The organism is Bradyrhizobium sp. MI1.10, from assembly GCF_055811035.1.
The window spans coordinates 14,911-32,877 of sequence record NZ_JBVVPN010000023.1; the positions used below are offsets into that span (position 1 = coordinate 14,911).

Consider the following 17,967-nt stretch of genomic DNA (forward strand, 5'->3'; position numbering starts at 1 on the left):
CCAACCCGCCCCGCCGCGGCGGTTTGGCGCTGCGGTGCCGGCCCGTCCCCCCCCCCCCCCGGGGCCGGGGCCTGTCTCCGCGTGTGACTCTTTTCGCTTTTGAATTCGCGGAGAGAGACCCCTCATCCGGCGCTTCGCGCCACCTTCTCCCACAGGGGGAGAAGGGAAGAGGCAGCTACACCGGTATCCGCACGCTCGCCCTTAATCCGCCCATCGGACTGTCGCCAAGCGTAATGTCGCCGCCGTGCGAACGGGCGATGTCGCGGGCGATCGCGAGGCCAAGACCCGTGCCGCCTTCGTCCTGGTTGCGGGCGTTGTCCAGCCGCAGGAACGGCTTGAACACCTCTTCGCGTAAGTGCGCGGGAATACCCGGGCCGTCGTCGTCGACTGTCACGGTCAAATAACGGTGATCGCGCTGGCCGGTGATAGCGATGGCCTTGCCGTAGCGGGCGGCGTTGGTGACGAGGTTGGCGAGGCAGCGCTTGAACGAGGCCGGCTTCACCGTGACCACGGGCAGCCCGTTGAACGCGACGGTCGCAATGTGGCCGTGGCGTTCGGCGTCGCTGCGCAGCTCCTCGAGCGCCTGCGCCATGTCGGTCGGCTGCGACTGCTCGCCGGAATCGCCGCGGGCGAACGCGAGATAGTCCTCCAGCATCATCGACATCTCGTCGACGTCCTTGCGCATGCCCTCCATTTCGGGGCTGTCGCCGATCAGCGCCAGCTCGAGCTTGAACCGCGTCAGGATCGTGCGCAGATCGTGGCTCACGCCGGCGAGCATCGCGGTGCGCTGCTCCATCGTCCGCTCGATGCGCGACTTCATTTCGAGGAAGGCGACCGACGCGCGCCGCACCTCGCGCGCGCCGCGCGGACGGAAATTCGGCGCCTCGCGGCCCTTGCCAAAACTTTCGGCAGCGTCGGCAAGTCGCAGGATCGGCTTGATCTGGTTGCGCAGGAATAGCACCGCGACGATCAGCAGGATCGAGGACGTGCCGACCATCCAGAACAGGAAGATCTCCGAGTTCGAGGCATAAGCCGCGCTGCGCTGTGCGAACACGCGCATCACGGCGTCGTCGAGCTGAATCCGGATCTCGACCAGGTTGGAGCGGCCGACCGTATCGATCCAGAAGGAGCGCCCGATCTGGCGGCCGAGCTGCACTGACAGCGTCTGGTCGAGCAGCGAGAAGAACGGCTTGGGTCCCGGCGGCGGCATGTCGCCGGCCGGGAGGAAATCGACGACGAGGCCCAGGCGCTGCTGCGCGATGCGGCGGATCTGGTCGCGATCCTTGTCTTGCGGATAGCCCTTGTAGACGTCGATCAGCGCGGCGATGTCTTGCACCACCGCGGCCGACAGGCGCCGTGTCACCGTGTTCCAGTGCCGCTCCATGAACACGAAGGCAACGACCGATTGCAGGATCACCATCGGCACGATCATGATCAGCAGCGCACGCGCATAAAGGCCGGTCGGCATCCAGCCCTTGAACGCATTGCCCATCCAGCCATTGGCGGCGGAGACGCGGCCGGCGGCGCTCTTCAAAAGCGTCAGGCCGCTATCGATCGTGCTCATCGGTGGCGCTTTACTGCTTTATGGCGAGGCTACCAGCCGGTAGCCAATCCCGCGCACGGCCTGGAGGAACAGCGGATTGGCGGGATCGGTCTCGATCTTGCGCCGGAGGCGGTTGATCTGCACGTCGACGGCGCGCTCGTTGACGCTGCCATTGCCGGTGAGCGCGCTGCGCGGCACGGTCTCGCCCGGTGTCTCCGACAGGATCCGCAGCATCTCGCGCTCGCGGTCGGTGAGGTGAATGACGTCTTCGCCCTGGCGCAATTCGCCGCGCTCGAGGTGATAGATGTACGGGCCAAACGCGATCTTCTCCACTGCAGCGGCCTGCGGCGGCGGCGCAGCGCGCTTGAGGATGTTGTTGATGCGCAGCGCAAGCTCGCGCGGCTCGAACGGCTTTGCGACGTAATCGTCGGCGCCGATCTGCAGGCCTTCGATGCGCGCTTCGGCTTCATGCCGCGCCGTCAGCATCACGATCGGCACCGAGGACGAGGTCCGGATGAAACGGGCGAGATCGAAGCCGGTCTCGCCGGGCATCATGACATCCAGGATCAAGAGGTCGAAGTGCAGGCCCAAAAGCTTGGAACGGGCGTCGCTGGCGCTCGCGGCGGTCGAGACGCGATAGCCTTCGCCGGCAAGGAAGCGCGAGAGCAGATCGCGGATGCGGCGGTCGTCGTCGACCAGCAGGAGATGCGGGGCATCGTCGGCGGGGCGTGCCGGCGGGCGTGCGAGCGTTGCAGCGAGCGGCACGGTCACTCCTTGTCCTGATTGACGGTGGCAAAGATCGTCTCCAGCACCTTGTCCGGATCGTCGCGGTCGATCATCGCGCGCAGGAAGCGCTTGACGGTCTCGGCATCCTGCGGCGCCATCTCGGCGAGTGCCTTGGTGATGCGCGTGGTCTGCAGGCCGGCGAGCTTCTGCACCAGCGCCTCGCCCTTCGGTGTCGCAAACAGCAGGCGTTGGCGGCGATCATTGTCGCCGGTCTTCTGCACGATATAGCCCTCGTCCAGGAGCTGCTTGAGCACCCGGCCGAGCGATTGCTTGGTGATACGCAGGACGTCGAGGAGGTCGGCGACCTTGAGGCCGGGATAACGATAGACAAAGTGCATGACGCGGTGATGGGCCCGGCCGAAGCCGAACGCCTCCAGCTCCTGGTCGGGATCGCCGACGAAATCGCGATAAGCGAAGAACAGCAGTTCGATGATATCCCAGCGCAAATTGCCTCCGTCGTCTGCGGCCGGCCGCGGCCCGGCAGCGTCTTGAGAAGGAGTCGCGAAATTTATGTCAGGCATATTGACGTATCTTGGTCTCAATGTTACAAAACGATCAGCCCGCACGAAATTTTAGATCGTTTCGCGTCGGGTGGGCATCGAAGCAAGGCCGCCGCAGTGGGCCGGACGGGCGGCGACGGCCGGAGCAGATCTACCGTGCGATTGTCGAACGGCATTTCGGCAAAACATACTGGACTTCCGTCTTCCGCAAAAGCATGTCCTCGGTGACATGCTGGCCACGGAAACCGGCCGTAACAAGGCTGGCGGCGGTCCGGCCAGAAACCAATCGAGCCAGCCGGGCCCAAATCAGGGCAGGTGGGTGCCACAACGGCACCGCCACCGGCAGCGGGAGGCAAGGACATGAGCATGAAATTCGACATCCAGCCCGCATCCAATCCGACCCCCGAGAAGGATCGGGTCGCCAAGCTGGTCGATCCCGGTTTCGGGCGCGTCTTCACCGACCACATGGCGGTGGTCCGCTACAACCAGGCCAAGGGCGGCTGGTACGAGGCGCGTGTCGAGGCCCGCGCCAATTTCCAGATCGATCCGGCCGGCGCCGTCCTCCACTACGCCCAGGAAATTTTTGAAGGCCTCAAGGCCTACAAGCGCGACGACGGCGGCGTGAACCTGTTTCGCCCCGACGCCAATGCACGGCGCTTCAAGGACTCGGCGGACCGCATGGCGATGGCGCAGCTCCCCGAAGACGTCTTCATCGAGGCGGTCGAGCAAATCGTGCGCATCGACCGCGCCTGGATGCCGGGCGGCGAGGGCAGCCTTTACCTGCGCCCCTTCATGATCGCGAGCGAGACCTTCCTCGGCGTCAAGCCGTCGTCCGAATACATTTTCGCGGTGATCGCCTCGCCGGTCGGCTCCTACTTCAAGGGCGGCCCTGCGCCGGTCTCGATCTGGGTGTCCGAGAATTACACGCGCGCCGCGGTCGGCGGCACCGGCGCCGTCAAATGCGGCGGCAACTATGCCGCGAGCCTGCGCGCCCAGGCCGAAGCGATCCAGCACGGCTGCGACCAGGTCGTGTTCCTCGATGCGATCGAGCGCCGCTATATCGAAGAGCTCGGCGGCATGAACGTGTTCTTCGTGTTCGACGACGGCTCGCTCTCGACCCCGCCGCTCGGCACCATCCTGCCCGGCATCACCCGCGATTCCATCATCGCGCTGGCCAAAGATGCCGGCAAGACCGTGCGCGAGGAGCCGTACTCGCTCGACCAGTGGCGCAAGGATGCGGCAAGCGGCAAGCTGAAGGAAGCGTTTGCCTGCGGCACCGCCGCCGTGATCTCGCCGATCGGCACGGTGCGCTCGGTGAGCGGCGATTTCGAGATCAGCGGCGGCGCCGCGGGCCCGGTCGCCATGGGCCTGCGCAAGCAACTCGTCGACATCCAGTACGGCCGCACCAACGATCCGCACAACTGGATCCGCAATCTGTCTTGATTTTTGCCCTCTCTCTCCCCGCGCGCGGGGAGAGAGAGGCGCCATGAACGCGACACGATGATCGTGCGACAAAGTCCGAGACCTCGAATACCTGGACATCGAGTCATCCGGACATTGCGATCATGACCTCCACTCTTCCCCAGCCCCTGAAATGGGTCGTTCTCGCCGCAATCACCGGCGTCACCGTCTTTGGCATCCTGACCATCGGCCCCAAGCCGGATGTCTCCGCTGAGAGCCGTTCGCCCGTCGTCGACGTGCGCACCACCGATCCGGAGATGAACACCGCGATCGCGCGCGCCCGCGGCACGCTGCCGACATTCTGGGCCTCCTACGAGGCGCCGAAGCCGTCGGAGACGGGGCATGCCCTGAAGGTGCACTTTTCGACCCGCAAAGGCGGTGAGCACATCTGGATGGCCGAGGTGAAGAAGCTAGCAAACGGGGCTTATTCCGGCCTCTTCGCCAACGAGCCACGCGATCTGCCCGGCAAGCGGGCAGGCGACAAGGTCGAATTCACCGAAGCCGATATCTCGGACTGGATGTTCATGCGCAACGGCAAGATCGTCGGCGGCGAAACCATCAAGCCGACGCTGAAGTCGCTGCCGAAAGCGGATGCGGACGCGCTGAGGGCGCGGATGGAGCAGCCGTAGGGGCAAGCCGGCAGTTGCCGCTTCGCGCGTCGGCTGGTAAATGCCGCGCATGGCCGAAAAACCCAAAAAATCGCAGAAACTGAAGGCGCGCCTGCCGCGCGGGCTGGAGGATCGCGATGCCGCCGCGATCCGGGCGACGCGCGAGATGGTGGAGAAGATCCGGACCGTCTATGAGCTCTACGGGTTCGAGCCCGTGGAAACGCCGGCGATGGAATACACCGATGCGCTCGGCAAGTTCCTGCCCGACCAGGATCGTCCGAACGAGGGCGTGTTCTCGTTCCAGGACGACGACGAGCAGTGGATCAGCTTGCGCTACGACCTGACCGCGCCGCTCGCGCGCTACGTTGGCGAGCGCTACGGTACCGACGGTCTTGTATTGCCCTATCGCAGCTATCGCGTCGGTTACGTCTTCCGCAACGAGAAGCCCGGCCCCGGCCGATTCCGCCAGTTCATGCAGTTCGACGCGGACACGGTGGGCTCGGCAACACCGGCGGCCGATGCCGAGATCTGCATGATGGCGGCCGACACGATGGAGGCGCTGGGCGTTGCGCGCGGCTCGTATGTCGTGAGGGTGAACAATCGCAAGGTGCTTGACGGCGTTCTGGAAGCAATCGGGCTCGGTGGCGAAGAGAACGCAGCACGCAGACTGACCGTGTTGCGCGCGATCGATAAGCTCGACAAGTTTCCCGCCGAGGAAGTTCGCAAGCTGCTCGGTCCCGGCAGATGGGATGGCGGCGAAGAAGGCAAGGGCGACTTCACGAAGGGCGCCAATTTGAGCGCGTCGGAAGCTGACGTCGTTCTCGCCATCACCAAACCGCACGACGACTGGAAAGAGGCGATCGCCGCGGCGGAAACCTATCTCGCCAAGAGCGAAGTCGGTCAGGCCGGCGTGAGCGAGCTGGAAGAAATCGCCAAACTGGTGACGGCTTCGGGATACGGCGCAGACCGCATCCGCATCGATCCCTCCGTCGTGCGCGGCCTCGAATATTACACCGGCCCCGTCTACGAGGTCGAACTGCTGCTCGAGACCAAGGACGACAAAGGCCGTCCGGTCCGGTTTGGCTCGGTCGGCGGTGGTGGCCGCTATGATGGTCTGGTCTCGCGCTTCCGCGGCGAGCCGGTGCCGGCGACCGGATTCTCGATCGGCGTGTCCAGGCTTCAGGCCGCGCTGACGCTGCTTGGCAAGCTCGACACGAAGCCAGAGTTCGGCCCCGTCGTTGTCACCGTGTTCGACCGCGACCGCGTCGCCGACTATCAGAAGATGGTCGCATCGTTGCGAACCGCCGGCATCCGTGCCGAGCTCTATCTCGGCAATCCCAAGAACATGGGCAACCAGCTCAAATATGCCGACCGCCGCAAAGCGCCCTGCGTCATCATCCAGGGGTCGGATGAAAAAGCGCGTGGCGAAGTGCAGATCAAGGATCTGATCGAGGGCGCGAAGGCGGCGGCCGCGATCGCTTCCAACCAGGAATGGCGGGAGAGCCGCCCGGCGCAGTTCTCGTGCAGCGAGGCCGACCTCGTCGCCAAAGTGCGCGAGGTGTTGGCGCGCCATGACGTGAGCTGGGGCTAGCTATTCGCTGGTGCGCCATGCCCGGGCTTGTCCCGGGCATCCACCTCCTGTTTGATGACGACCGTCAATGGCCGGTGTGCGGCCCAAGGGAGAGAAAAAATGCCTGAGATCACTGTCAGCATGGCCGTGGGCCGCACCGACGAGCAGAAGGCCGGCATGATGCGCGACATCACCCAGGCGCTGGTGAAGAATCTCGGCGTCGATGCCGACGCCGTCGTCATCCAGATCAACGAAGCCCCGCTCGCCCATAAGATGAAGGGCGGCAAGACGTTCGTGGAGCGCGCGGCGGCTGCGAAGAAGTAGCCATCGCTGTAGCTGCAAACGCAACTGTCGTCCTGGCCTAGTGCGCAATTGCGCACGGGGGCCAGGACCCATTACCCCAAGCGGCAGTTGTTGCAGCAGGTCGAGTTCAGACCGCGCATAAAAATGTTGTGTCGGGGTAATGGGTCCTGGATCGGCGCTCGCTTTGCTCGCTTGTCCAGGACGACGGGGGAGGCCCCATGGACGCACGCGACTTCATCAAGGCCGGCATGAGCGCCGAGCGCACGCTGGTGGTGCCGGTGGAGCGCACGGTCGGGCATTTCGTGCCCGGCATGCCGATGGTCTATGCGACGCCGATGATGATTCTGGAAATGGAGATGACGTCGGGCGATGCGATCCGTAGCGTCCTTCAGCCCGGCTGGGTCACCGTCGGCACCGAGGTCGACATCCGCCATCTTGCAGCAGCTCTCGTCGGTGCGACGGTGCGGACTACCGCGAAGGTGGTCGCGGTCGAGCGCCGCGTCATCCGCTTCGAGGTCGAGGCCTTCGAGGGCTCGCGAAAACTCGGCGAAGGCCGCCACGCGCGCGGGCTCATTAATGTCGCGATGTTCAACAAGCGGCTGGCTACAGGCTCGAAATCGTAGGGTGGGCAAAGGCGCCTAGCGCCGTGCCCACCATCTTTCCGCGGCTGCATTCGAATTGGTGGGCACGCTTCGCTTTGCCCACCCTACGGCACTTCCTTACTTCGCCAATTCCTTCGACCGTTTCGTCGCCGCCGCGATCGCACGGATCATCAGATCGCGCAGGCCGGGCTCGCCCATCAGCACGCCGAGTGCCGCAGCCGTGGTGCCGCCGGGCGAGGTGACGTTCTGGCGCAGCGTGCCGGAGGCAAGCTCCGACTGGTGGAGAAGTTCACCGGAGCCGGCGACGGTTTCGCGCGCGAGTTTTGTCGCGAGCGCCTCGGGCAATCCCGCCTCGACACCGGCGCGCGCGAGCTCTTCGGCCAGCAGAAACACATAGGCCGGGCCCGAGCCGGACACCGCGGTCACCGCGTCCATCAGGCTCTCATCGTCGACCCATTCGACCGAGCCGGTGGCGCGTAGCAGCGCATCGGCCACCGCGCGTTGCTGTGCGCTGACATTGTTCGCGGCGACAGCCACCGTGATGCCGCGACCGATCGCGGCCGGTGTGTTCGGCATCGCGCGCACCACCGCGCCGCCGCAGACCTCCTCGAGGGAGGCGATCGTGGTTCCCGCCATGATCGACACCACCGCGGTCTTGTCGGAGACGAATGGCTTCAGCTTGGCGCCGGCCTCGCGGAACATTTGCGGCTTCACCGCGACGATCAGCGTCTCGACCTGGCCCGCCGTCGTCACGTCGGGATTGAGCGCAATCCCCTTGGCGGCAAGTGCGGTGATCTCGGCCGAGATGTGAGGATCAATCACCGCGACGCGGCGCGGGTCGAGCCCACCCGAAAGCCATCCGGTCAGCATCGCGCCGCCCATCTTGCCGGCGCCGGCGAGCAGGATGGTGCCGGTGATGTTTTGGAGAGTGCTGTTCGCCATCGCTGTCGCCACCGCCGTCGTCCTGGCCTAGTGCGCAATTGCGCACGGGGGGCCAGGACCCATTACCACGGCTGGTTCTAGTGGAAGGATGGCAGGGCAACAAGCACCGCGAGACACGGAGAGACCTCGCGATATGGTCCTGGCTTTCGCCAGGACGACGATGAGGAGGGAGGTGTGGCTCCCTCACTTGCTGAGAGGCCTTAAGCCTCGCCCACCGTGTCGAACATGGCCGCGTCCATGGCTTCCGCCGTGGACTTGCCGGCCCACACCACGAACTGGAACGCCGGGAAATAGCGTTCGCAGGCGTGGATGGCGCCGGCGAGCATGGCTTCGCACTGGCCGGTGGAGGCGATGAGCCCGCCCGGCAGCACCAGGGCCTGCCGGTGCATGATCATGCCGGTGGTGGTCCACAGGTCGAAGTGCCCGACCCACAGCTGCTCGTTGACCGCGGCGACGAGCCGCTGGACCTCAGATCGCCGCGCAACCGGAATCTTCATGTCGAATGCGCAGGCCAGATGCAGCGCCTCGATCTCGCCCATCCAGGTGAAGGAGATCTGGTAGTCGGTCCATTGTCCCTTGGAGACAATCGTGAGTTCGTCTTCGCCGGAGCGTTCGAACGGCCAGTTGTTGCTGGCAGCGATATCCTCGACCACCGCGAGCGGATGGTTTTTGGAATCGATAGTGCCTTCGAGCAGGGACATGCCGTCTCGACCTCTTGCCTTTTTGTTGTCTTTGATACGCACGCGGTTGGTCCGGCGCGCGCTCCCTTAAATTTGCTAAGGCGATCCGTTCGGATCAGCGCGGGCTTGTCGCGGATCAACTGATGTGATTTGCGGAATCTGCGCAACTGGCTGCCGAGTCCGTCCACAAGTCAGGACTCGTTCGTCCACAGCTCATCTCGGCCACAATTATTAACGGGAAGAACAAATCGGAATCGGATTCGGCGGCCGCCCCCGATCGTTAATTCCGCGGCGTGCCCCCTGGACCGCCTTCGCGGTATGGGACCATGCGATTTTCCCATGCGGAACCCGCTTGCCGCGGCCCCGAACCGGCGTCATATTTCGGTCAGGCCGTTCATTCCGGACGGCCGATGTTCTCAGGGCGGGGTGAAAGTCCCCACCGGCGGTAAGGGCCGTAAGGCCCAAGCCCGCGAGCGCCTTCCTCAAAGCCTGTTGCTGCGGGGAAGGGTCAGCAGATTCGGTGCAACTCCGAAGCCGACGGTTAAAGTCCGGATGAAAGAGAACGGTCGGTGGCAGACGCATCGCAGGATGCGGCTGTTTGTCGTTCCGTGTGCCCTGATTCTGGTCCTTAACTGAGGAAAGCCATGAATCAGATGTTGCAAGATCCCCAAGCCGAAACCTCCCAACCAACCCAAACGCCACCGCCGGTTCCACAGGACCCGGCGCCCGACCACCCGCGCTTCGCGAAACCGCAGCGGGTGGCCTTCGTGCAGGCCTGCTGGCACCGCGACGTGGTCGAGGAGGCCCGTATCGCCTTCGTGAAGGAGGCAGAAGCGCGCCACCTCAATCATGTCGACGTGTTCGAGGTGCCGGGCTCGTTCGAGATCCCGCTGCATGCGCAGATCCTCGCCAAGACGCGGCGCTACACCGCGATCGTCGCGGCCGGCCTCGTCGTCGACGGCGGCATCTACCGCCATGAATTCGTCGCCGACACCGTGATCAAGGCGTTGATGGACGTGCAGCTGCGTACCGAGGTGCCCGTGTTCTCCGCGGTGCTGACGCCGCAGCAATTCCACGAGACCGAGGTGCACTACGATTTCTTCCGCAGGCATTTTGCGATCAAGGGCGTCGAAGTGGCGGCCGCCTGTGCGGAGACATTGCTCGGGCTCGAACGCCTGCGCGGCCAGGTCGCCGCGGGAATCGTGTAACGCCGCGCAACGACCATCCCTCATCCCGAGGGGCGCGAAGCGCGTCCCGAAGGATGAGGGGTGATCGCAGCCGTCATCACCCCAATGACACGCCCGCTTTGGCGCGGCTGATTCCGAGCGCCAGGATGCGCTGCAGGAGAGCCGGATATTTCAGCCCGTCATGTAGAGCGGCCGTGGCGAATTCCTGGCTCTTGGCGATCTCGGGATTTGGATTGGCTTCGATGAAATACGGCGTGCCGTCGGCGGTGAGACGAAAATCGATACGAGCGTAGCCGTCGAGGCCAAGCACCCGGTAGATGCGTTTCGCGGCCCGCTGGATCCTGGCGGTCACTTCCGGCGCCAGATCCTTCGCAGGCCCGTCGACGATGCCGACCTTCTCCTGATAGTCGGTGTCGTGCTTGGCTTTCTCCGTGGCGATGTGCCGTGACGAGCGGCCGCCCATGCTGCCGAATTTCAACTCCCAGACCGGCAGGACTCGTAAGCGGTTGTTGCCGAGCACGCCGACGTAAAGCTCTCGTCCTTCGATGAACTGCTCGGCGATGGCGGCGGATTCGACCCGTTCGTGGATGAAGGCGACCCGCTCGGCCAGCTTCTCGTCGGTGTCGACGATCGATGCTTGCGAGATGCCGAACGAGCCATCCATGTTCAGGCTCTTGACGATCAGCGGCAGCGCAAGACGCGTCGGGCGTTTCACCTTGCGGCGCATCGGGAAGACGGCAAAGGCCGGCGCGGCGATCCGGCGGTGATGCACCAGCGTCTTGGACAGATCCTTGCCGCGGGCCAGGGTCAGGCCGCGCGGATTGCACCCGGTATAAGGGACCTTCATCAGCTCGAGATAGCTCGCGATGTGCTGGTCGAAGGCCACGTTGTTGTGGAATTCCTCCAGCAGCGTGAAAACCACGTGCGGCTTGAACTCCTCGATCGCCTCGCGCACCGGCTTGATTTCCTCCTGCGCGCCTAGCGGGCGAACCTCATGGCCGGCTGCGCGCAAGGTGCTCACCACGTCGTATTCGGTTTTCCACGCATTGATTTCCTGCGCGGTGTGCCCGTCGCTGGAGTCCGGCGGCACGAAGTCCGGATGCATGAGCACCAGAATGCGCAGACGTCTCATAGCGCGATCCATTTTCGTCGAGATGGGCCAAACATCGTGTGCATCGTCTTGGCGGTCACGAGGACGATGAAGTCGAGAACGAGCTTCTGTTCAGGACCGACGGCGCGCAGGTCGAGCTCGCGGCAGCGGGAGATCATCTCGTCAAGCACGGCATCGAGCGTAAGCTGATTCTCGCCGGTCCATCGCGCGACCAATTGCCTGATCTGGGAGCGGTGGCGCCTGATCAGGGTCGAAGCCGGCTTTGAGCGGTGATGCCGCGGATCGGCCGAAAACAGCCGGGAGAGATCGCGGTCGTAGGTCTTGGGAGGCGTGAAGGCGTAGAACGCCTGCTTCTTCTTGTAGTGCTCTTCGAGCGTTTGGCTGAGCCGACCCAGCGGATCGACACGCTCCCGCGTCGTGATCGGCGGCCGCTTTCCCGCGATCTCGCCCATCAGCTCGTCGACATATTCGAGCTTCTTCAGTGCCGGCCAACCAGCGTATCGCGTCCGCCAGTTCGAACGGGGCCGTAGCCACACCGCAAACGTCTCGGCGAAATCCTCGTCCGGATGGCTCTGCGCGTACCAGAGCCGCAGATGCTGGACATAGCGCCGGCTCGCCGGATTGGGCCGGTAATAGCGCGGATAATGTTTCGACGACGGGCCGAACAGTTGCTGCCAGCGCCGGCGGCGCTGCAACTGGTAGCCGTGCTGTATGGCGTGGCCCGCTTCGTGACGGAGGATGGCCATGCATTCGCGCCAGGTTCCGCCCTCGACGTCGAACATCATCTTCTTCTCGAGCTTCATCAGGCGGGGATGAGCGAGATAGAACGGAATGGCGATGCCGGGAACGCCGCCCGGGCTGAACCATTCGCTCGACATCCAGGTGTGCGGCCGCAGCCGGATGCCGCGCTCCTCGAGCTCCTCGTACAGCGTGCTGACGCAATCCTCGAGCCAGGTGCCTTCGACCGTAACCCTCAGGCTGGAGAGGCGTTGCTTGAGCAACTCGTCATCCGCCAGCTTCTCCCAGGCAAATTTCCGGCGTGGCATCGGGCATCCAGAGGGCAGAGATGACTCGGGATTCGGATGATGTCATGGGCGGTCGTTGGCAACAATGGGGAGCGGCGGCGCGTGAGGGAGCCGTAGGGTGGGTTAGGCGCAGCCGTAACCCGCCTCTTACTTTCCGCGGGGGTAGAAGTGGTGGGTTACGCCGAGCGGTCTGCGCTTCGCGCAGTCCGCAGGGCTAACCCACCCTACGAGGTCAGCGTGCTCAGTCGAACAGGCTCGACACCGACTCTTCCGCGGCGGTGCGCGCGATCGCGTCCGAGATCAAGCTGGCGATCGGCAGCGTGCGGATGTTCGGGGCCTTGCTCACCGCCTCGGTCGGCAGGATCGAATCGGTGATCACCAGTTCCTTCAGCCTGGAGTTCGTGATCCGGGCGGCCGCGCCGCCGGAGAGCACGCCGTGGGTGATGTAGGCGTAGACGTCCTTGGCGCCCTTGGCGATCAGCGCGTCGGCCGCGTTCACCAGCGTGCCGCCGGAGTCCACGATGTCGTCGATCAGGATGCAGGTGTAGCCGGCGACGTCGCCGATCACGTTCATGACCTCGGATTCACCCGCCCTCTCGCGGCGCTTGTCGACGATCGCAAGCGGTGTGTTGATGCGCTTGGCGAGACCGCGTGCGCGGGCCACGCCGCCGACGTCCGGCGAGATCACCATCGTCCTGGAGAGGTCGAACTTGTCCTTGATGTCGCGCACCATCAGCGGCGCCGCGTAGAGGTTGTCGGTGGGGATGTCGAAGAAGCCCTGGATCTGGCCGGCATGCAGGTCGAGCGTCATGACGCGGTCGACGCCGGCCTGCGTGATCAAATTGGCGACGAGTTTAGCCGAGATCGGCGTGCGCGAACCCGATTTGCGGTCCTGCCGGGCGTAGCCGAAATAGGGCAGCACCGCAGTGATGCGGCGCGCCGAGGAGCGGCGCAGTGCGTCGGTGATGATCAGCAATTCCATCAGATGGTCGTTCGCCGGGAACGAGGTCGACTGGATGACGAAGGCATCCGAGCCGCGCACGTTCTCCTGGATCTCGACGAAGATCTCCATGTCGGCGAAGCGCCGTACCACCGCCTTGGTCAGCGGCAGGTCGAGACCTTGCGCGATGGCCTGTGCGAGAGCCGGGTTGGAGTTGCCGGCGACGAGCTTGATGGAGCCGTTCTTGGCCGACATGGACGCTTCCTCCCGCGCTTTGCTGGACACGATGTTCAACATCAAACAATACCCACTGGAAGCACGGTTACGACGGGCGAGGAAATATCAGGCCGGGGGCTGCAATGGCAACCCGGGACGCTACGTTTTCCCTGCGAAATCCCGAATCCGGCCAACGGTTTGGCCGGAAGTTGGGGCCGTGGTTTCGCGGGGGTTATCGCTCGGCATAGCCCAGCGCCGAGGCCGGCATCCCGGTCGCCGGAGCCTCCGGGATCACGCTCGCCACAGCCGGCCCGCGCAAGCCGGGAGCCGAGTTCGGCGCATCCGGCGTACCGTTGATCATGTTGGAAAGTCCGCTGAATCCGGCCTGGGCGATCTTCCGCAGCACGAGATCGTCGGCAGCTCCCCAAGGATCCCGGGCAGCGTCGCGGCCGCCCTTGGCCGCCGTAGGTTCCTCGCCGGAAAGGCGCAGCGCCCGCTGCTGGTTGGCGTCGTAGACGTCCCAGACCCAGGCGATCACGGTCTTGCCGCGCACGATCTGGGCGGAGAGGTAGCTGCGCACGCGGTAGGCAGCCGTCCCCTCGCGGGAGACCACGGACAGGCTGCGCAGCTTGGATTCGGTGTCGAGCACGCCGACCATGCGGTCGAACACTTGCGGCGGCGGCCCGTCGATCGATTCGAACGCGACTGTCGCCCCGGAGCCGGCGCTCGGCGCCATGGCGTAGGAGTTTGCGGCACCACCGCCACCGGCACAGCCGCCAAGCGCGGTCGCAGCCGTCAGCAGCATGACCGCCAGCACGCGCGAACCTGCGCGGCGCAAGATGAATGACGCGTCCCTCATTATGGAGGGCAGCGATATCGTTAAAACGCATTAACGTCTAGGGCGGGGGCGCCACAGCCCACTGTCATCGCGCGCAGGCATAGCCCCGGAATGACACGGGGTTGCCTTTGTGTTCACGCTTCGAGCGCGATCGCGTGAACGTGGCGGCCGTAATCCGGCTCGTTGCGATGCACCGAGCGGCGGTAGCTGAAGAAGCGTTCGTCGGCGTAGGTGTCCAGACCGAGATCGTCGATCATCAGGATGCCCGCGGCTTCCAGACGCTCGCGGATGAAGCCGGCGAGGTCGAACATCGCGTGTCCCTCGCGCACCGATGGGATGAAAAACATCGTGTTGTCCGCATCCGCCTCGATGAAGCGCGCCACGAACTCGTTGCCGACTTCATAACTGTCCTGGCGGATCAGCGGGCCGATCGCGGCGATGATGCCGCTCCGCGAGGCGCCGAGTTTTTCCATCGCTGAAATGGTCTGCTCCAGCACGCCGGTGAGCGCGCCCTTCCAGCCGGCATGCGCGCCGCCGATCACGCCCGCATTGGGGTCGACGAACAGCACGGGCCCGCAGTCGGCGGTGGAGACGCCGAGCGCGATGCCGGGCACCTTCGTCACCAGCGCATCGCCCTTCGGTCGCGGCCCGCTCGGCCACGGAGCGTCGGCCACTAGCACGTCGGGCGAATGGATCTGGTGCAGGCTGAGAAAGCGTTCCGGCGCGACGCCGACATGCTCGGCCATGCGGCGGCGGTTCTCCGCGACAAGGGCCTGATCGTCGTTGGAGCCGAGCCCGCCGTTAAGCGCGGAATAGATGCCGCCCGAGACGCCGCCCTCGCGGGTGAAAAAGGCGTGGCGCAGGCCGGGCACCGCTGAGAGCAGCGAGGAGGCAAGCGTCATGAATGGTCTCCGGCGCGTTCGAGATCGCTCAGTCCCGCAAGGCCCGTCAAGCGCGGCTCAGAGATGCCGAGCACCTTGAACATCGAACCCATGCCGCTGCGCCCGGTTTCAGTCAGGCGCTTGAGCGCGATCGAAATGTCGGTGGCAACGTCGGGCGCCGCCTTCTGCATCAAGGCGGCGGCACGGGTCTCGATGCCGACGCGCTTGAGGAAATCGCCCTGCGTCACCGGCCCGTGCACGCGGGCGCCCACGTCCTCCGCCCCGCGCGCGAGCGCCTGGAAGTCGACATGGGCCGTGACGTCGGCTTGGCCCGGCGCCTTCAGGGGATCGGTGAAGGTGTGGCGCGCGATCGCCTGGAAGGTGTCGCCGGCATCGCTGCGCAGATGGCCGTAATCGATGATCAGCGCCGCGCCGTCCTGGTCGCGCACGCGGCTGGCGAGCTTCATAATCTCGGCATCGGGCCGCCACTCGAACACGGCCCCGACGGGCGCGGCGCGCACCAGAGGCGGCAGCAGCACCTCGAAGCGTGGGGTCGGCTCGGCCGCCGCGCCGAATTGAAGTTTTCCGTTGGCGTCCACCTCGATCACGCGCTCGTGCCAGCCGTTCTCGTGACGGACCATCTGGTGGATCGGCAGCACGTCGAAATATTCGTTGGCGAGGATGATGCTCGGTCCGTCCGGCACGTCGTCGATGCTGTCGTGCCAGGCAATGTTGCGCACGCCCGACAGCGTCGCACTCTGCCGCTCGCGCAGGACCGGATTGACCTCGACCATGTGGATGTGGAGCGCCTGGTAGAGCGGCGGCAGCACGCGGAGCGCACGCAGCGCATCGGCCATCATGGTGCCGCGGCCAGGACCGAGCTCGATCAGCCGCAGGAATTGCGGCGAGCCCATCTGCTTCCACACCGAGGCGGTCCATAGGCCCAACAGCTCGCCGAACATCTGGCTGACCTCGGGCGCGGTGGTGAAGTCGCCTTCTCGTCCCAACGGATCGCGCGAGACGTAATAGCCATAGCGCGGATGCATCAGGCACAGTTCCATGTACCGCCAGACCGGCATGGGGCCTGAGGATTTGATCAGCGCCTTGATCTCGTCGAGTAACGGCTGGTCGGTCACGGCCTATCTTCTCAAAAGGAATTAACGAATAGCCCCTGCGGGCTCGGGCGCACCGCGCCTCACTGCCAATACAATAAGTATGCCGCCCACAATAAGCATCGGAATCGACAACAGCATGCCCATGGTTAATCCGCCCCAGAGGAAGCCGAGCTGGACGTCCGGTTCACGGAAATGCTCGCCGGCGATCCGGCTCAGACCATAGATCAGGATGAACGCGCCGAGGATCATGCCCGGCCGCTTCAGGGCGCCGAAGCGGATCATGATCGCGAGCACCGTGAACAGCAAAATGCCCTCCATGCCGGCCTCGTAGAGCTGGCTCGGATGACGCGGCAGTTGGGTGGGATCGTTGGGGAAGATCATCGCCCAGGGCAGCTCCGGCCCGGCGGTGCGGCCCCACAATTCGCCATTGATGAAATTGGCGATGCGGCCGAGCAGCAGCCCGACCGGGGCGACGGCGGTGGTGATGTCGCCGAGCGACAGGATCGAGATGCGGTTGCGATAGGCGAACCACATCACCGCGACGACGCAGCCGAGGAAGCCGCCGTGGAAGGACATGCCGCCTTCCCACAGCCTGAAGATCGCGGCGGGATGGTCGATGAAGAAGGGCAGATTGTAGAACAGCACATAGCCGGTGCGGCCGCCGAGGATGATGCCGAGCGTGACCCACAGAATGAAGTCGTCGATCTGCACCAACGACATCGGCGCCGGGCCGCCCCACAGCCGCTCTTTCTTCAGGAGCGAGCGCGCATAGAGCCAACCGAACACGATGCCGCAGATATAAGCCAGCGCATACCAGCGGATCGCGAACGGACCGATCTCGATCGCGATCGGCTTGAAGGCGGGAAAGTCGATGAGCAGAAAGGGCATCGCGCCTTCTATGTCTAGACGAGATTGCGGCGATAGAGCGCCAGCAGACGCTCCCAATGCCGCTCGGCGGCGTCGCGGTGATAGACCGGACGCTTGGGGAAGGCGAAGCCGTGATGGGTGTCGGGATAGATCTCGACTTCGGCTTTGGCGCCGCTCATGCCCTGCTTCACCTGCTCGATGATCTCGGCCGGTGCGTAGATGTCGGTCTCGGCGCAGGCGAAGTAGAGTTCGGCCTTGGTCTTGGCGGCCGCGAGATGCGGGCTGTCGTCCTGGTCGGTTGCGAGTTGCGTGCCGTAGACCGAGGCAGCGGCTTTGACGCGATCGGGAAAATGCGTGGCGGCGTTGATCGCGTAGCGGCCGCTCATGCAGTAACCGACAGTGCCGATCAGTTTGGTGTTCGCGGCCGCCTGGCCCTCGGCATAGGTCAGCAGCGCCCGCGTGTCGTCCATGATCATGGGGATCGTGAGCGATCCCATCAGCGCAAACATGCGCTTGCGTTCCGGAGCGTTCGGATCGGCCGGCAGCGCGCCGAGCTCCATCACGCCGGAACGGTAATAGAGGTTCGGCAGCATCACGTAATAACCCGATGTCGCGAGCCGGCGTGCCATGTCGCGCAGCTCCTCGCGGATCGCCGGCGCGTCCATGTAGAACAGGACGACCGGAAACGGCCCGCCGCGTTCGGGATGGCTGATGAAGGTTGCGGTGTGACCGTCCTTGGTGGGGATCGCGATCTGCTGGTCGATCATCTCGAGCGCCTTTTGTGATTCTTCT

General features: G+C 64.8%; 19 protein-coding genes and 1 riboswitch. Of the genes, 6 read left to right on the forward strand and 13 right to left on the reverse strand.

The annotated features are described in order from the left end of the window. Window positions 1-175: 175 nt before the first annotated feature. Genes AC0L3K_RS23560 through AC0L3K_RS23570 form a run of 3 tightly spaced genes read right to left on the reverse strand, consistent with a single transcriptional unit; the run spans window position 176 to window position 2,850 of the window. Window positions 176-1,564 (reverse strand): ATP-binding protein, encoded by a 1,389-nt coding sequence (locus AC0L3K_RS23560; protein WP_007596850.1) that lies wholly within the window; start codon window positions 1,562-1,564, stop codon window positions 176-178. Window positions 1,565-1,582: 18 nt separating this feature from the next. Then, complete coding sequence (locus AC0L3K_RS23565; protein WP_035993624.1) at window positions 1,583-2,314, reverse strand: response regulator; 732 nt, start codon at window positions 2,312-2,314, stop codon at window positions 1,583-1,585. Continuing rightward, window positions 2,311-2,850: a MarR family winged helix-turn-helix transcriptional regulator gene (locus tag AC0L3K_RS23570; protein ID WP_007596846.1), complete on the reverse strand. Its 540-nt coding sequence runs from the start codon at window positions 2,848-2,850 to the stop codon at window positions 2,311-2,313. Before AC0L3K_RS23570 ends, AC0L3K_RS23565 begins: the two co-directional genes overlap by 4 nt. Before the next feature lie 339 nt (window positions 2,851-3,189). On the opposite strand from AC0L3K_RS23570, the gene AC0L3K_RS23575 reads away from it, so the two are divergent. From AC0L3K_RS23575 to AC0L3K_RS23595, 5 genes are all read left to right on the forward strand, one after another. Beyond that, window positions 3,190-4,272 carry a branched-chain amino acid aminotransferase gene (locus AC0L3K_RS23575; RefSeq protein WP_007596844.1) on the forward strand — a complete coding sequence of 361 codons (1,083 nt, stop codon included), beginning with the start codon at window positions 3,190-3,192 and terminating at the stop codon, window positions 4,270-4,272. Window positions 4,273-4,394: 122 nt separating this feature from the next. Next, a complete protein-coding gene (locus AC0L3K_RS23580) occupies window positions 4,395-4,919 on the forward strand; it encodes a YegJ family protein (RefSeq protein ID WP_473366998.1) in 525 nt (174 codons plus the stop codon). Window positions 4,920-4,968: 49 nt separating this feature from the next. Beyond that, complete coding sequence (gene hisS / locus AC0L3K_RS23585) at window positions 4,969-6,489, forward strand: histidine--tRNA ligase (RefSeq protein ID WP_473366999.1); 1,521 nt, start codon at window positions 4,969-4,971, stop codon at window positions 6,487-6,489. A gap of 99 nt (window positions 6,490-6,588) precedes the next feature. Beyond that, window positions 6,589-6,792 (forward strand): tautomerase family protein, encoded by a 204-nt coding sequence (locus AC0L3K_RS23590; RefSeq protein WP_007596840.1) that lies wholly within the window; start codon window positions 6,589-6,591, stop codon window positions 6,790-6,792. A gap of 197 nt (window positions 6,793-6,989) precedes the next feature. Then, the gene (locus tag AC0L3K_RS23595; protein ID WP_007596834.1) at window positions 6,990-7,394 is read left to right on the forward strand and encodes a thioesterase family protein; all 405 of its coding nucleotides are present in this window, start codon (window positions 6,990-6,992) and stop codon (window positions 7,392-7,394) included. A 96-nt stretch (window positions 7,395-7,490) separates the two neighbouring features. Here the strand turns inward: AC0L3K_RS23595 and proC are convergent, their stop codons facing one another. Beyond that, complete coding sequence (proC, locus tag AC0L3K_RS23600; RefSeq protein ID WP_473367000.1) at window positions 7,491-8,315, reverse strand: pyrroline-5-carboxylate reductase; 825 nt, start codon at window positions 8,313-8,315, stop codon at window positions 7,491-7,493. Between the two features lie 200 nt (window positions 8,316-8,515). Further along, window positions 8,516-9,016, reverse strand: coding sequence for a type III secretion system chaperone family protein (locus tag AC0L3K_RS23605; RefSeq protein ID WP_007596830.1), 501 nt, complete (start codon window positions 9,014-9,016; stop codon window positions 8,516-8,518). A gap of 387 nt (window positions 9,017-9,403) precedes the next feature. Then, window positions 9,404-9,563: riboswitch (FMN riboswitch) on the forward strand. A gap of 76 nt (window positions 9,564-9,639) precedes the next feature. Here AC0L3K_RS23605 and AC0L3K_RS23610 point away from each other — a divergent pair. Next, window positions 9,640-10,203, forward strand: a complete 564-nt coding sequence (locus AC0L3K_RS23610) for a 6,7-dimethyl-8-ribityllumazine synthase (RefSeq protein ID WP_007596828.1) — start codon at window positions 9,640-9,642, stop codon at window positions 10,201-10,203. 76 nt (window positions 10,204-10,279) lie between these two features. Here the strand turns inward: AC0L3K_RS23610 and AC0L3K_RS23615 are convergent, their stop codons facing one another. The 8 genes from AC0L3K_RS23615 to AC0L3K_RS23650 form a co-directional block, all read right to left on the reverse strand. Next, window positions 10,280-11,314: a D-alanine--D-alanine ligase family protein gene (locus AC0L3K_RS23615; protein WP_007596826.1), complete on the reverse strand. Its 1,035-nt coding sequence runs from the start codon at window positions 11,312-11,314 to the stop codon at window positions 10,280-10,282. Beyond that, entirely contained in the window at window positions 11,311-12,339 is a 1,029-nt protein-coding gene (locus AC0L3K_RS23620; protein WP_354172455.1) for a putative zinc-binding metallopeptidase, read from the reverse strand. The genes AC0L3K_RS23615 and AC0L3K_RS23620 overlap by 4 nt, the downstream gene beginning before the upstream one ends. Before the next feature lie 220 nt (window positions 12,340-12,559). Further along, complete coding sequence (locus AC0L3K_RS23625) at window positions 12,560-13,513, reverse strand: ribose-phosphate pyrophosphokinase (RefSeq protein WP_007596822.1); 954 nt, start codon at window positions 13,511-13,513, stop codon at window positions 12,560-12,562. A 193-nt stretch (window positions 13,514-13,706) separates the two neighbouring features. Beyond that, a complete protein-coding gene (locus AC0L3K_RS23630; protein ID WP_354202665.1) occupies window positions 13,707-14,333 on the reverse strand; it encodes a hypothetical protein in 627 nt (208 codons plus the stop codon). Between the two features lie 113 nt (window positions 14,334-14,446). Beyond that, window positions 14,447-15,214, reverse strand: coding sequence for a peptidoglycan editing factor PgeF (gene pgeF, locus AC0L3K_RS23635; protein WP_007596819.1), 768 nt, complete (start codon window positions 15,212-15,214; stop codon window positions 14,447-14,449). After that, entirely contained in the window at window positions 15,211-16,329 is a 1,119-nt protein-coding gene (locus tag AC0L3K_RS23640) for a class I SAM-dependent methyltransferase (protein WP_007596817.1), read from the reverse strand. The genes pgeF and AC0L3K_RS23640 overlap by 4 nt, the downstream gene beginning before the upstream one ends. Window positions 16,330-16,350: 21 nt before the next feature. Further along, a complete protein-coding gene (lgt, locus tag AC0L3K_RS23645) occupies window positions 16,351-17,196 on the reverse strand; it encodes a prolipoprotein diacylglyceryl transferase (protein ID WP_007596816.1) in 846 nt (281 codons plus the stop codon). A gap of 14 nt (window positions 17,197-17,210) precedes the next feature. Beyond that, complete coding sequence (locus AC0L3K_RS23650; protein ID WP_007596814.1) at window positions 17,211-17,942, reverse strand: dienelactone hydrolase family protein; 732 nt, start codon at window positions 17,940-17,942, stop codon at window positions 17,211-17,213. Between the last annotated feature and the right edge of the window lie 25 nt (window positions 17,943-17,967).

Coding starts and splice junctions, on each gene's coding strand:
- AC0L3K_RS23560 (WP_007596850.1), bottom strand. CDS start 1,564: ATGAGCACGATCGATAGCGGCCTGACGCTTTTGAAGAGCGCCGCCGGC.
- AC0L3K_RS23570 (WP_007596846.1), bottom strand. CDS start 2,850: ATGCCTGACATAAATTTCGCGACTCCTTCTCAAGACGCTGCCGGGCCG.
- AC0L3K_RS23575 (WP_007596844.1), top strand. CDS start 3,190: ATGAGCATGAAATTCGACATCCAGCCCGCATCCAATCCGACCCCCGAG.
- AC0L3K_RS23580 (WP_473366998.1), top strand. CDS start 4,395: ATGACCTCCACTCTTCCCCAGCCCCTGAAATGGGTCGTTCTCGCCGCA.
- hisS (WP_473366999.1), top strand. CDS start 4,969: ATGGCCGAAAAACCCAAAAAATCGCAGAAACTGAAGGCGCGCCTGCCG.
- AC0L3K_RS23590 (WP_007596840.1), top strand. CDS start 6,589: ATGCCTGAGATCACTGTCAGCATGGCCGTGGGCCGCACCGACGAGCAG.
- AC0L3K_RS23595 (WP_007596834.1), top strand. CDS start 6,990: ATGGACGCACGCGACTTCATCAAGGCCGGCATGAGCGCCGAGCGCACG.
- proC (WP_473367000.1), bottom strand. CDS start 8,315: ATGGCGAACAGCACTCTCCAAAACATCACCGGCACCATCCTGCTCGCC.
- AC0L3K_RS23605 (WP_007596830.1), bottom strand. CDS start 9,016: ATGTCCCTGCTCGAAGGCACTATCGATTCCAAAAACCATCCGCTCGCG.
- AC0L3K_RS23610 (WP_007596828.1), top strand. CDS start 9,640: ATGAATCAGATGTTGCAAGATCCCCAAGCCGAAACCTCCCAACCAACC.
- AC0L3K_RS23615 (WP_007596826.1), bottom strand. CDS start 11,314: ATGAGACGTCTGCGCATTCTGGTGCTCATGCATCCGGACTTCGTGCCG.
- AC0L3K_RS23620 (WP_354172455.1), bottom strand. CDS start 12,339: ATGCCACGCCGGAAATTTGCCTGGGAGAAGCTGGCGGATGACGAGTTG.
- AC0L3K_RS23625 (WP_007596822.1), bottom strand. CDS start 13,513: ATGTCGGCCAAGAACGGCTCCATCAAGCTCGTCGCCGGCAACTCCAAC.
- AC0L3K_RS23630 (WP_354202665.1), bottom strand. CDS start 14,333: ATGAGGGACGCGTCATTCATCTTGCGCCGCGCAGGTTCGCGCGTGCTG.
- pgeF (WP_007596819.1), bottom strand. CDS start 15,214: ATGACGCTTGCCTCCTCGCTGCTCTCAGCGGTGCCCGGCCTGCGCCAC.
- lgt (WP_007596816.1), bottom strand. CDS start 17,196: ATGCCCTTTCTGCTCATCGACTTTCCCGCCTTCAAGCCGATCGCGATC.
- AC0L3K_RS23650 (WP_007596814.1), bottom strand. CDS start 17,942: ATGATCGACCAGCAGATCGCGATCCCCACCAAGGACGGTCACACCGCA.